General features: G+C 72.3%; 7 protein-coding genes. All 7 read right to left on the bottom strand.

Annotation, left to right across the window (positions count from 1 at the left end):
* Positions 1–6: 6 nt before the first annotated feature.
* Positions 7–3,300, bottom strand: coding sequence for a dTMP kinase (gene tmk / locus ACFWBY_RS28160; protein WP_385331058.1), 3,294 nt, complete (start codon positions 3,298–3,300; stop codon positions 7–9).
* 291 nt (positions 3,301–3,591) lie between these two features.
* Entirely contained in the window at positions 3,592–6,426 is a 2,835-nt protein-coding gene (topA, locus tag ACFWBY_RS28155; RefSeq protein ID WP_385331055.1) for a type I DNA topoisomerase, read from the bottom strand.
* 778 nt (positions 6,427–7,204) lie between these two features.
* Positions 7,205–8,755, bottom strand: coding sequence for a methyltransferase (locus ACFWBY_RS28150; RefSeq protein ID WP_385331052.1), 1,551 nt, complete (start codon positions 8,753–8,755; stop codon positions 7,205–7,207).
* A gap of 274 nt (positions 8,756–9,029) precedes the next feature.
* Positions 9,030–9,596 carry a small secreted protein gene (locus ACFWBY_RS28145; protein ID WP_385331049.1) on the bottom strand — a complete coding sequence of 189 codons (567 nt, stop codon included), beginning with the start codon at positions 9,594–9,596 and terminating at the stop codon, positions 9,030–9,032.
* 344 nt (positions 9,597–9,940) lie between these two features.
* Positions 9,941–12,358, bottom strand: a complete 2,418-nt coding sequence (locus ACFWBY_RS28140; protein WP_385331046.1) for a sodium-translocating pyrophosphatase — start codon at positions 12,356–12,358, stop codon at positions 9,941–9,943.
* Positions 12,359–13,007: 649 nt separating this feature from the next.
* A complete protein-coding gene (locus ACFWBY_RS28135) occupies positions 13,008–13,448 on the bottom strand; it encodes an ATP-binding protein (protein ID WP_385331044.1) in 441 nt (146 codons plus the stop codon).
* A 100-nt stretch (positions 13,449–13,548) separates the two neighbouring features.
* Positions 13,549–13,890 (bottom strand): anti-sigma factor antagonist BldG, encoded by a 342-nt coding sequence (bldG, locus tag ACFWBY_RS28130; RefSeq protein ID WP_112451865.1) that lies wholly within the window; start codon positions 13,888–13,890, stop codon positions 13,549–13,551.
* Positions 13,891–13,932: the final 42 nt, after the last annotated feature.

Below are 13,932 nucleotides of genomic sequence, written 5' to 3'. Positions count from 1 at the left end.
CCGTCGTCAGCGGCGGCGGCGCGGACCCCGGTTCTCGTCGTCCTCGTCGCCCCGGCGCGGGCCCAGCAGCTCGTCCGCCAGCGTCGGCAGATCGTCCAGCGGAGTCTCCTCCGCCCAGTCCGAGCGGGTACGGCGCGGCCGGCCGTCGTCGCCGAGGACGGGCAGCTCGCGGGTGGCGTCGTTGCCCCCGTCGCGGAAGATGCCCGGCGGGACCCGGTCGGCCGGGTTCTCCTCGGGGCGCCGGGTCGTGGGGCGCGAGGCGGAGTACGGGGCCCGGGACGACGACGGCCGCGTCGCCGCCCCACCCTCGCCGGCACCCGCGCCCGCGGGGCGCACCGGCGGCAGGACCGCCGTCTCGTCGGCCGGACTCGCGGGGCGCACCGGCGGCAGGACCGCCGTCTCGTCGGCCGGGCCCGTCGCGCGGACCGGCGGCAGCACGGAGGTTTCCGCCGCCGGGTCCGAAGCGTCGATCTTCGGGACGGGCACCGTCTGGGTGACGTCGTCCGGCTGCACGACCCGCTTGACGACCGGGGTCTCGACGGTCAGGGCGTCATCGGGGTGCGCGTCCCCGCGCGGGCCGGACCCGCGCACGGGTGCGGCGGGCGGGGCGGGCGCGGCAGGCGCCGCGGGCGTCGGACGGGCGGCGGGCTGAGGGGCCGCCGCCGGTGCCGCCGGCGGCGCGGCAGCAGCAGCCGCGGAAGCGGAAGCCGCCGCCGCCTTCGCCGCCGTCTCCGCCGCCGCGGCCTCGGCCAGCCGACGCGCCTGCTCTGCCTTCAGCAGGGCCTCCTCGGCCCGCCGCTGCTTCTCCAGCCGACGCTCCTCCGCCTCGGCGCGCAGCCGCGACTCCTCCTCCGCCTGCTTGCGCAGCCGCTCCTGCTCGGCCGCGCGGGCCTTCTCCTCGGCCTCCAGCCGCAGTCGCTCGGCTTCGGCCCGCTCCCGGGCCTCCTCCTCGGCGCGCAGCCGCTCCTCACGCTCCTTGCGGGCGGCCTCCGCCTCGGCCAGGATGCGGGCCTCTTCCGCCTCGCGGGCCATGCGGGCTTCTTCCTCGGCCAGCAGCCGGGCTTCCTCGGCCTTGCGCGCCGCCTCTTCCCGGGCCCTGCGCTCGGCCTCTTCCTCGGCACGGCGGCGGGCTTCCGCCCTCGCGGCCAGCTCGGCCTCCGAGAGCGGCAGCATCCGGTCCAGGCGATGGCGCACGACCGTGCTCACGGACTCCGGGTCCTGGCCCGCGTCGACCACCAGGTAGCGCCCGGGGTCGGCCGCGGCCAGCGTCAGGAATCCGGCCCGCACCCGCTGGTGGAACTCCGCCGGCTCCGACTCCAGCCGGTCCGGCGCCTCCGTGAACCGCTCCCGGGCCGTCTCCGGCGACACGTCGAGCAGCACGGTAAGATTCGGTACGAGACCGTCCGTCGCCCACCGCGAGATCCGGGCGATCTCGGTCGGCGACAGGTCGCGGCCGGCGCCCTGGTAGGCCACCGAGGAGTCGACGTAGCGGTCGGTGATGACGACGGCGCCCCGCTCCAGGGCGGGCCGCACGACGGTGTCCACGTGCTCGGCGCGGTCGGCCGCGTACAGCAGGGCTTCGGCGCGGTTCGACAGTCCCGCGGAGGACACGTCGAGCAGGATCGAACGGAGCCGCTTGCCCACGGGGGTGGCACCGGGCTCGCGCGTGACGACGACCTCGTGGCCCTTGGCGCGTATCCAGTCGGCCATGGCCTCCACCTGGGTGGACTTGCCGGCCCCGTCGCCGCCCTCCAGCGCGATGAAGAACCCGGCGTCGGACGCGGCCTGCACCGGCTCCCCGCCGCGCAGCGCCTCGCGCAGGTCTCGGCGCAGCGGTACGCCGCTGCGGTCGTCGGCCTTGGCCAGTACGACGACGGCGACCGGCAGCAACAGGGCGCCGACCAGCATCAGGGTGAAGGCCGCGCCGCCGTGTGCGAAGACGACCCCGCCGCCGACCAGCCGGTGCGGCCCGATCGCCGCGGCCAGCAGCGGTGCGGCGACGGCGCCGACGGCCACGGCCACCCGGACGACGGCCTGCAAGTGCCCGGTGACCCGGGCCCTGCGCAGCTCCTCGGTCTCCTGGTCCAGCAGCGTGTGCCCGGTGTTGGCGGCGACGCCCGAGGCGGCGCCGGCCAGCAGCGACAGGAGCACCACGGTCGCGGTGTCCGGGACCAGCCCGGTCAGCAGCAGCGCGAGGCCGGCCACCGCGATGGACAGGGCCAGCAGACGGCGCCGGGACAGCGCGGGCAGGACCTTGCCGGCCTGGCTGGCGCGGATGCCGACGGCTGTGCCGCCGATCAGGGCCAGGACGAACAGCGAGAACGCGGCCGCGCCCCCGCCCAGGTCGACGGCGTGCAGAACGGCCACGGCTGCGGCGGAAGCGATCGCTCCGGCGACGGCGGCGCAGGAGAGCACGAGCAGCGGAACGGCCCCGGTACGCCCCTTCTCCGGCCGGTCCCCCACCTTGGGGGCGCGCAGGCCCTCCAGCGGGGAGCGGGGCCGCGGGGTCTTGGCGTCGGGCAGTACCAGCGGCAGCAGCAGGGACACGGACGCCGCGAAGAGGCCGGCGGCGACGTACGAGCCGAGGGCGGCCTGGTTCTCGGCGAACCAGCCGATCCCGAGCCCGAGGGCCTTGCCGATCAGGGTCGCGGCGAGCAGCGCGGCCGCGGCGATCGGCATGGCGGCGAAGGAGGTGCGCAGATTCAGCCGGCGCAGTGCGTCGAGGTGGTCCGGGAGCGGGCGTATGGCCGCGCCCTCGGGCGGCGGCGCGGGCAGCAGGCCGGGCGCGGCGCTGTCCTTGGCCAGCGCCCATACCCGCTCGGCCGCGCCGGAGACGAAGACGGTGGCGAGCAGGGCGGTCAGCGCGTGGGCCGGAATCCAGTCGAGCCACAGAGGGGCGACGACGAAGAGGCCGAGCCGGATCCCGTCGGCGCCGATCATCGTCCAGCGCCGGTCCAGCTTGCCGCCGGGGGCGGTGAGCTGGGCCAGGGGGCCGAGGAGCACGGCTCCGAAGAGGAGGGTGGACAGCACCCGGACGCCGAACACGGCGGCGATGGCGAGGGCCCATCCGGTGTAGCCGCCGCCGAAGGGCTCCTGGTCCACGGCGGCTTGGAGGACGAGCAGCACCAGGACCAGCAAAGCGAGGGCGTCACCGATCCCGCTCACCAGTTGGGCGCTCCACAGACGGCGCAGCCCGGGGGTGCGCAAGAGTGCGCGCACCGCCCGCTCGCGGGAGTCCGCGGCGAGGGCTTCGTCGTAGGTGGGGGCGGTCACGACCGTTGGCTGCTCGGCTCGCGTCATCCGCCCAGCCTATCCGCTGCGCTTGGCGGCCGCGGTGGCCTGTGGACAACCCCGTGTGTGACCCGTGTGACCCGTGGGATCCGTATCCCCCGCGTTACCCCGCCGGACGGGCTGGGAAAGGCACGCGCGGGAAGGGGCCGGGAAGCGGGCACAGGAGGGCCTGGCAGGTCACAGGAGGGGCTGGAAAGGCACTGGAAAGACAAAGGACAGGGCCCGTGCGCAGTGCACGGATCCTGTCCCTGGCGTGGCCCGTGCGCAGTGCACGGACCCTGTCCCTGGCGTGGCCGGAGGTCAGTCGTCCGACGACGGGACGGCCGCGGTGGCCTTCTTCGCCGTCGTCTTCTTGGCGGCCGCCGCCGTCTTCGCCACCGTCTTCTTCGCGACCGTCTTCTTGGCCGCCGTCTTCTTCGCGGCCACCGTCTTCGTCGCCGCCGCCTTCTTCGCGGGCGCCTTCTTCGCCGGGGCCTTCTTGGCCGTCTTCTTCGCCGGGCCCTTCGCGCGCTTCTCGGCGAGCAGCTCGTAGCCCCGCTCCGGCGTGATCGTCTCGACGTCGTCGTCCCGCCGCAGCGTCGCGTTCGTCTCGCCGTCCGTCACGTACGGACCGAAGCGGCCGTCCTTCACGACCACCGGCTTCTCGCTCACCGGGTCGGTCCCCAGCTCCTTCAGCGGCGGCTTCGCGGCAGCGCGCCCCCGCTGCTTGGGCTGTGCGTAGATCGCGAGCGCCTGCTCCAGGGTGATCGAGAACAGCTGGTCCTCGGTCTCCAGGGACCGCGAGTCCGTGCCCTTCTTCAGGTACGGGCCGTAGCGGCCGTTCTGGGCGGTGATCTCCGCGCCCTCCGCGTCCACGCCGACGACCCGAGGCAGGGACATCAGCTTGAGCGCCTCGGCCAGGGTCACCGTGTCCAGGCTCATCGACTGGAACAGCGACGCCGTCCGCGGCTTCACCGCGTTCTTGCCGGTCTTGGGCGTGCCCTCGGGCAGGATCTCCGTCACGTACGGCCCGTAGCGGCCGTCCTTCGCGACGATCTCGTTCCCGCTCACCGGGTCCTTGCCGAGCTCGAACTCACCGCTCGGCTTCGCGAAGAGCTCCTCCGCGTACTCCACCGTCAGCTCGTCCGGCGCCAGCTCCTCCGGCACGTCCGCGCGCTGGTGGCCCTCGGAGTCCTTCTCGCCACGCTCCACGTAGGGCCCGTAGCGGCCGACGCGCAGCACGATCCCCGAGCCGACGGGGAAGGAGGAGATCTCCCGGGCGTCGATCGCGCCCAGGTCGGTCACCAGCTCCTTCAGGCCGCCGAGGTGGTCGCCGTCCGCCGGTACGACTTCGGTCGCGTCCTCCGAGCCGAAGTAGAACCGCTTCAGCCACGGCACGGACTGGGCCTCGCCCCGCGCGATGCGGTCGAGGTCGTCCTCCATGCGGGCCGTGAAGTCGTAGTCGACGAGCCGCCCGAAGTGCGTCTCCAGCAGGTTGACGACGGCGAACGACAGGAAGGACGGCACGAGGGCCGTGCCCTTCTTGAAGACGTACCCGCGGTCCAGGATCGTGCCGATGATCGACGCGTACGTCGACGGACGGCCGATCTCGCGCTCTTCCAGCTCCTTGACCAGCGAGGCCTCGGTGTAGCGGGCCGGCGGCTTGGTCGAGTGGCCGTCGGCCGTGATCTCCTCGGCCGACAGCGCGTCGCCCTCCGCGACCTGCGGGAGGCGCTTCTCGCGGTCGTCGAGCTCGGCGTTCGGGTCGTCCGCGCCCTCGACGTAGGCCTTCATGAAGCCGTGGAAGGTGATCGTCTTGCCGGACGCGGAGAACTCCGCGTCCCGGCCGTCGGCCGCCCGGCCACCGATCTTCACGGTCACCGAGTTGCCGACCGCGTCCTTCATCTGCGAGGCGACGGTCCGCTTCCAGATGAGCTCGTACAGGCGGAACTGGTCACCGGTCAGACCCGTCTCGGCGGGAGTGCGGAAACGATCACCCGAGGGGCGGATCGCCTCGTGCGCCTCCTGCGCGTTCTTGACCTTGCCCGCGTAGACGCGCGGCTTCTCCGGCAGGTACTCGGAGCCGTAGAGCTGCGTGACCTGCGCCCGGGCCGCCGTGACAGCCGTCTCCGACAGCGTCGTGGAGTCGGTACGCATATAGGTGATGAAGCCGTTCTCGTACAGCTTCTGGGCCACCTGCATCGTCGCCTTGGCGCCGAAGCCGAGCTTGCGCGAGGCCTCCTGCTGAAGCGTCGTCGTGCGGAACGGGGCGTACGGGGAGCGCCGGTACGGCTTGGATTCGACCGACCTGACGGCGAAGGAGGTCTGCTCCAGCGCGGCGGCCAGCGCCCGCGCGTTCGCCTCGTCGAGGTGCAGCACCTCGCTCTTGAGCTGCCCGGTCGACCCGAAGTCGCGGCCCTGCGCCACGCGCTTGCCGTCCACCGTGTTCAGGCGGGCGACCAGCGTGGAGGGGTCGGAGGCGTCACCGGCGCGGCCGGTCGCGAAGGTGCCGGTCAGGTCCCAGTACTCGGCGGTGCGGAAGGCGATGCGCTCGCGTTCCTTCTCGACGACCATGCGCGTGGCCACCGACTGGACGCGGCCCGCCGACAGCTTCGGCATGACCTTCTTCCACAGGACCGGCGAGACCTCGTAGCCGTAGAGGCGGTCGAGGATGCGGCGGGTCTCCTGGGCGTCGACCATGCGCTGGTTGAGCTCGCGCGGGTTGGCGACGGCGTCGCGGATCGCGTCCTTGGTGATCTCGTGGAAGACCATCCGGTGGACGGGGACCTTGGGCTTGAGGACTTCCTGCAGGTGCCACGCGATGGCTTCGCCCTCGCGGTCCTCATCGGTGGCGAGGAAGAGTTCGTCGGACTCGGCCAGCAGCTCCTTGAGCTTCCTGACCTGGGCCTTCTTATCGGCGTTGACGACGTAGATCGGTGCGAAGTCGTGCTCGACGTCCACACCGAGGCGACGGACCTCACCGGTGTACTTGTCGGGAACCTCGGCCGCGCCGCTGGGGAGGTCGCGGATGTGCCCGACGCTCGCCTCGACGACGTATCCGGGGCCGAGGTAGCCCTTGATCGTCTTCGCCTTGGCAGGGGACTCGACGATGACGAGTCGGCGGCCGCCCTTTGCGGTCTCGCTAGTCGGGGACAACTTGGCTCTTCTCTCCGGTCGGCACTCGGTCGCGGTACGGCGACGCTGCGGAGTGTGACGGTACAACCCGCCCCCGTGTCAAACGGCAGAAGCCCGCAACGGCCACTCGAACGGTAACCCGACAAGTGCCGTTTCTGCCGCCCGGATGCCGCGCCGGGCCCTCCGCGATCACCGGGCAGAGTGGCCGAAGGGCCGTCTGGCCCCGCCCCCGCACCCCTCTTCACGTCGGTGTTTGAGACCGGACGCACATCCGCGGGGTCCGGTGAAAACCGCCGCGCCGCTCGCGGGCGGGCCCGCGCACCCGTCGCGGCCGACCGCGGGGACGGATCCGCGCGGACACCGCCCGGGCGTTCCGCGGACACCGCGAGGCGCCCGCCGCCTCACCGCCGCCGCTCGCCGCCGCCGGGGAGCGGCGGCGGCGAGAGCGCCGATGGCAGGGCCATGACACTGCGCTACGCCCGCCCTCGGCCTCCGGCCGCCGTGCCGGCGCGCGCCCCCGTCGAAGCCCGCGGAGCGGCCCCGAACAGCGGGAACGCGGTCGCCGCGAAGATCACGGACCGCCTTCCGCACCGTTCCCCCGATACCCCGGGGCCACTCCCGGGATCCCCCCGGATCCCGGCGTTCCGGAGCTTTCCAGCCGCGGGGATACAGCGGGCGAACCCCGGGTTACATCCTGGTTCCGACTGCCTGGCCGCCCGACCGCCGGCTACCCGACCGCCCGGCCTCCCGGGCCACGGCGGGCGGGCGGCGATCGGCAGTGGGCGGTCAGCCGGGAGGACTACTCCCCGGTCGGCGGCCCCGCTTCCGCCACCGGCTCCAGGAACCCCTGCTCCACCAGCATCCGGATCGCTTCCGGTGTCCGGTCCCGCAGGACCACGGGGTCCTGCTCCACCAGCTGCGCGATGGCGTCCAGGATCCGTCCCGCGCTCAGTGATCCGTCACACACACCGGCGAAGCCGGCCCCGACCGTGTCCACCTTGGTGGCGCGCCGCATCCCGCGGTGCTGCCGCAGCACCACGTGTTCCGGATCCTCCGCACCGGGGGCTCCGACCTGCTCCTGAACGACCTCCTCCGTCAGCCGGAAGTAGCCCGCCAGCAGGGACGCGTCGTCGTGGTCGCGGAGGTAGTCCTGCCGGGCGAAGTGCGCGAGGACGGTCTCACCGAGGGGCTGCTCCACCGAGTGCGGCCACTCCTCGACGACGATCGAGGGCTCCGCCGCCTCACTGCGGCGCAGCGTGATCCAGCCGAAGCCGACCGCCTTGGTCTTGCGGGCCTCGAACTCGTCCAGCCAGTCCTCGTACCGCTGCTCGTAGGCGGCCGGGTCGGAGCGGTGGTCGCCCGCGTCCCGCAACCACAACTCCGCGTACTGCGTGACGTCCTGCACGTCGCGCTGCACGATCCAGGCGTCGCATCCGCGCGGCACCCACGCCCGGACCCGGTCGTGCCAGTCCTCGCCCTCCACGTGCTGCCAGTTGCCGAGGAACTGCGCGTACCCGCCCGGGTTGAGCCGGGCGCCGGCCTCCTGGACCAGGGTCCGGCACAGGTCGTCGCCGCCCATCCCGCCGTCCCGGTACGTCAGTCGGGCTCCGGGCGAGATCACGAACGGCGGATTGGACACGATCAGGTCGTACGTGGCCCCGCCGACCGGCTCGAACAGCGATCCGGGGAGCAGCTCCGCCTCCGGGGCTCCGGAGAGCGCCAGCGTCAACCGGGTGAATTCCAGGGCCCGGGGGTTGACGTCGGTCGCGGTGACCCGGGTCGCGTGCTGCGCGGCGTGCAGTGCCTGGATCCCGGAGCCGGTGCCGACGTCGAGGGCCGAGCCGACCGGGATGCGGACGGTGATCCCCGCCAGGGTGGTGGAGGCCCCGCCGACGCCGAGGACCACACCCTCCTCGCGGCTGCCGATGCCCCCGGCCCCGCCGACGGCGCAGCCGAGGTCCGAGACGATGAACCAGTCCTCGCCCTCGGGACCGCCGTACGGGCGTACGTCCACGGTGGCGTGGACCTCGTCCCCCTCCCGGCGCAGCCAGCCGTCGGCCAGCGCCGCGTCGACGGGCAGCGCGGACGCGGCGTGCACGTACGGGACCGGCTGCTGGAGCAAGAACAGCCGGACCAGGCTCGCGAGCGGCCCGTCGCCGCGGTTGCGCGTGGCGCGCAGGGCGGGGACGGTCTCGCTGCGGGCGAGCGCCGCGTAGGCCGGGGCGCCGAGCATGTCGAGCAGCCCGTCGGCGGTGAAGCCCGCGGCGAGCAGCGCGGCGCGGAGCTCGGCGGCGCGGTCGGACGAGGGGAGGCGGGCGGGCAGACCGGAGGGAAGGCTGGTGGTACTCACCCGACCATTGTGGCCGCTGCGACCGGTATTCCCCGCGCCACGCGGCCTTCGGCGTGGACGCCCGTCGGCGCCGGCGCCACCGCCGGGGTGTTCGGGCCCGGGACGCTCCCCGACCGCGCGCAGGTCCGTACGCCCCGGGGACCAGGCCGTGGGGGCGCCGTGCGCGGCGCGGGTGACTGCGCGGCGGGGCCCGGACGCGCCGGGGCGGCCGGAGTCCCGTAGGACCCCGGCCGCCCCGGTCCGCGTACCACCGCCGTCAAGGAGGCGGCTCGCGCTACGGCTGCGCCTGCGACGGCGTCGTCACCTGACAGCCCTTCTGGCTGTTCATCGCCTTGTCCAGACCGCCCGCCTTGAGCTGGTCGAGCGCGTCCTTGCCGCCCTTGGTGGCTTCCTCCAGACCGCCCGCCACCTCCTTCAGCCCCTCGGCGAACTTGCCCTGGTCCTTGGCGTCGAGGGCGTCCATCTTCGCCTTCAGCGCGGTGTAGCCCTGCGACGTCTCCTCGAAGCCCTTGACCGCCGCGGTCTGGGTCTTCTCGCCGTCCTTGACCGGCGGAACTCCCGCGCTCTGCAGGGCCGCACCCATCGCCTTGTACGACTCGGACATGCTCCCGAAGGCCGCCGAGTCGGTCGACTGGACCTCCTCGGGCTTGCTGCTCTCGGTCGCCACCCGCTTGATGTCGGAGTTGGCCTGCTCGATCTTCTTGAGCTCGGACTGCCAGCTGTCGCAGACCTTCTTGGCCCAGGCGTCGGTCTTCTTGTCGCCGTCGTCCCCGCCGCAGCCGGACAGGACGAGCATCAGCACGGCACCGCCCGACACCGCGGCCGCAAGCTTCTTGTTCACCGGATTGGTCCCTTCGAAGGCTCTCGGCCCGGAAGATACACGCCCGCCATCCGGGAAACGCAAAGGCGGACGGACGGCGCGTCAGTACGCGCCGCCCGTCCGCCGTTCGGGCGTACGATCGAGTCGGTCCGATCTCCGGTCGGGAACCTCGGCCACGACCCCGGCCACGACCCCGGCCACGGCATCGGCATCGGCATCGGCATCGGCCACGACCTCGGTCGGTGACCCGGGTCGAGAGCTCCGGTCACGGGCCTCGGCCACGGCGTCGGCGTGAGCCGGACGCAGGAACCGGGGCCCCCGGCCCGCGTCCCCGAGCCTCCGTCAGGACGCCCGGGGCCGACGACTCAGGAGGAGACCGCCGCGGGGTCGCCCTGCTGGGCCGCCCGCTCGGCGGCCACGCCCTCGCCCTCGCCCTCGCTGTCGTCGCCGACCGCGATGCCGCGACGCTTGGAGACGTACACGGAACCGACGATGACTCCGATCGCGAGGATCGCGACGATCGCCCGCACCATCGGGTTGGTGTCGTCGCCGTAGCTGAACTGGATGACCGCCGGTGCGATCAGCAGCGCCACCAGGTTCATGACCTTGAGCAGCGGGTTGATGGCCGGACCCGCGGTGTCCTTGAACGGGTCTCCGACCGTGTCGCCGATGACGACCGCCTCGTGGGCCGCGCTGCCCTTGCCGCCGTGGTGCCCGTCCTCGACGAGCTTCTTCGCGTTGTCCCACGCGCCACCGGAGTTGGCGAGGAAGACCGCCATCAGGGTGCCGGTGCCGATGGCTCCGGCCAGGAAGGACCCGAGCGCGCCGACACCGAGCGAGAATCCGACGGCGATCGGTGTCAGGACGGCGAGCAGGCCGGGCGTGGCCAGTTCGCGCAGCGCGTCCTTGGTGCAGATGTCCACGACGCGCCCGTACTCGGGCTTCTCCGTGTAGTCCATGATCCCGGGGTGCTCGCGGAACTGGCGGCGCACCTCGTAGACGACCGCGCCCGCCGAGCGGGAGACGGCGTTGATGGCGAGGCCCGAGAACAGGAACACGACCGCCGCGCCCAGGATCAGGCCGACCAGGTTGTTGGGCTGAGCGATGTCCAGGCTGAGGTTCATCTCCCCGGCCTTGGCGCCGACGTCCCTGACCGCGTTGGCGATGGCGTCGTTGTACGAGCCGAAGAGCGCGGCCGCGGCGAGCACGGCGGTGGCGATCGCGATGCCCTTGGTGATGGCCTTCGTGGTGTTGCCCACCGCGTCCAGGTCGGTCAGCACCTGCGCGCCGGCGCCCTGGACGTCGCCGGACATCTCGGCGATGCCCTGGGCGTTGTCCGAGACCGGCCCGAAGGTGTCCATGGCGACGATGACGCCGACCGTGGTGAGCAGGCCGGTGCCGGCCAGGGCCACCGCGAAGAGCGCCAGCATGATCGAGGTGCCGCCGAGCAGGAACGCCCCGTAGACGCCGAGGCCGATGAGCAGCGCCGTGTAGACGGCGGACTCCAAGCCCACCGAGATGCCGGCGAGGACGACGGTGGCCGCGCCGGTCAGGGAGGACTTGCCGATGTCCCGCACGGGACGGCGGTTGGTCTCGGTGAAGTAGCCGGTGAGCTGCTGGATCAGCGCCGCGAGCACGATGCCGATGGCGACGGCGATCAGCGCCAGGACGCGCGGGTCGCCGGAGTGCCCGGAGATCGCGGGGTCGTCGACTCCGACGAGCTCCTTGTAGGTGGCCGGCAGGTACGCGTAGACGGCGATCCCGACGAGCACCAGCGAGATGACGGCGGAGATGAAGAAGCCGCGGTTGATGGCGGTCATCCCGCTGCGGTCGGTGCGGCGCGGGGAGACCGCGAAGATGCCGATCATCGCGGTGACGACCCCGATGGCGGGGACGATCAGCGGGAAGGCCAGACCCAGGTCGCCGAAGGCGGCCTTGCCGAGGATGAGGGCCGCCACGAGGGTGACGGCGTACGACTCGAAGAGGTCGGCGGCCATTCCCGCGCAGTCTCCGACGTTGTCGCCCACGTTGTCGGCGATGGTCGCGGCATTGCGCGGGTCGTCCTCCGGAATGCCCTGCTCGACCTTGCCGACCAAGTCGGCGCCGACGTCGGCGGCCTTGGTGAAGATGCCGCCGCCCACGCGCATGAACATCGCGATCAGGGCGGCGCCGAGGCCGAAGCCCTCGAGGACCTTGGGCGCGTCGGCGGCGTAGACCAGGACGACGCAGGAGGCGCCGAGCAGTCCGAGGCCGACGGTGAACATGCCCACCACGCCGCCGGTGCGGAAAGCGATCCGCATGGCCTTGTGGGAGACCTCGGTCAGGTCCTTGGCGGGCTGCCCCTCGGCGGGGGTGGCCTCGCGCGCGGCCGCGGCGACGCGGACATTGGCGCGGACCGCGAGCCGCATGCCGATGTAGCCGGTGGCGGCGGAGAAGAGCGCGCCGACGAGGAAGAAGGCGGAACGCCCCGCCCGCTGCGACCAGTCGTCGGCGGGGAGCAGGAAGAGCAGGAAGAACACGACCACGGCGAATACGCCGAGCGTGCGGAGCTGCCGGCCGAGGTAGGCGTTGGCGCCCTCTTGGACGGCGGCGGCGATCTCCTTCATGGAGTCGGTTCCCTCGTCGGCGGCGAGGACCTGGCGGACCAGGATCTGCGCGACGACGAGCGCGGCGATGGCGACGGCCGCGATGATGATCACGATGAGCCGATTGTCATCGGTGAGTACCGCGGATGCCAGGTCAGTGGTGCGACCGGGCGCGATAGGGGTGAAGAGCCCCGTCATTCGTCCTCCTTGACGTGATGAGCTCAAGATGTGGACGGATTGTAGGGAGCTCCACCCGATCAAAACAGTGCGCGGGAAACGGAATTGGCCTGCACTTGCTCCTCACCAATAGATCCGGTCACTCCATTACCCTCGAAAGTGGTAACGGGACAAAGGCATTGACGCCTGATCATCGATCTAGAAAACCCGCCGGAGCCGGGTCGGGATTTCGATCTACGGACACACGAAAGGCCCTGCTCGGCAGGGCCTTGAATAAGATCGAATGGAGATCCAACGGCGATCACCAAAAGATCAGGTGATCAAAGGATCAAAGGATCAGATGATCAGGGGGCCAGGGGGTCAAAGGGCCAGAAGAAGATCGGACGATACGTCGCCCCGCGCGGCCGGCACCATCGGGACCCACCGGAGCGGAGCCTCACCGCCTTACCGGCACCCACCCGTCCCCCGATCGGCAGACGGCCTAGCCGGGCGACTCACGGCACGCCCGGCAACCCCGGGGCACGAAGGCGCGCGGGAACGCCCGCGCGGTGGGAGATCACTCAGGCCGCGTCAGCCCCCGGCCACCACAGCCCCGCGGCCGCGTCAGCCGCTCGCCTGCGTCAACCAGTCGGGCGCGACGGCGGCGGGCCCGGAGGTCCTCGACCGGCCGCTACGCCGGCTCGGAGGAGGCCGACACGGGCCACCTCATCCGGATGGTCCCGCCCGACTCCCCGCTGATCACCTCGACGTCGTCGACGAGACCGCTGATCACCGCCAGGCCCATCTCGTCCTCGCCCTCGTGGTCGGGGTCCAGGACGGCGTCGATTCCGGGCACGCCGGAGGACGGACCGCCGCCCGGTCCGGGCACTTCGTCGCCGACCTCGATGGAGAACACCTTCTCCTCCTCGGTCAGCACCACCCGGACGGGCGCGGTCAGCCCGTTGCTGCGGTGCAGTCCGACGGCGCGCGTACAGGCCTCGCCCACGGCGAGGCGAACCTCGTCGAGGACGGCTTCCTCCACACCGGCCCGGCGCGCCACGGCGGCCGCGACCAGGCGGGCCGTCCGGACGTGTTCGGGCTGGGCGCTGAAGCGGAGTTCAACGGTGGCCATGCGCGTCCCCCTCGGACTACGGGCGTGCCTTACAGGGGCCCGGGCCGCCTATGGCCCGGTACCCCCCGCTCCTCATCGGCCGTTTCGCCGCCGAGAGCCGTCAGTCGGTGGCGTTGACGGCCTCTTCCACCGAGTTGTGGATGGGAAACACCTTGGTCAGACCGGTGATTCGGAAGATCTTCAGGATGCGCTCCTGGTTGCACACCAGTCGCAGCGAGCCCTCGTGCGCGCGGACGCGCTTGAGGCCTCCCACGAGCACACCAAGCCCGGTGGAGTCGAGGAAGTCCACTCGCTCCATGTCGACAACCAAGTGGTAGCTGCCGTCGTTCACCAACTCGACCAACTGCTCGCGCAGCTTGGGCGCGGTATACACATCAATCTCGCCACCGACCTCCACGACCGTACGGTCGCCGACAGTGCGAGTCGACAGGGACAGGTCCACGGATCCTCCAGCACCTTGCTATCGAGCGGCGCCCCCCAGGGG

The sequence above is a fragment of the Streptomyces sp. NPDC060049 genome (assembly GCF_042736715.1).
Taxonomy (GTDB): domain Bacteria; phylum Actinomycetota; class Actinomycetes; order Streptomycetales; family Streptomycetaceae; genus Streptomyces.
The sequence above is the reverse complement of the archived record's forward strand: the minus strand, read 5'-3'. Positions and strand labels throughout refer to the sequence as shown.

Bases quoted from the DNA above. Each gene is read 5' to 3' on its own strand.
- ACFWBY_RS28135 (WP_385331044.1), bottom strand. From the start codon at position 13,448: ATGGCCACCGTTGAACTCCGCTTCAGCGCCCAGCCCGAACACGTCCGG.
- tmk (WP_385331058.1), bottom strand. From the start codon at position 3,300: ATGACGCGAGCCGAGCAGCCAACGGTCGTGACCGCCCCCACCTACGAC.
- ACFWBY_RS28140 (WP_385331046.1), bottom strand. From the start codon at position 12,358: ATGACGGGGCTCTTCACCCCTATCGCGCCCGGTCGCACCACTGACCTG.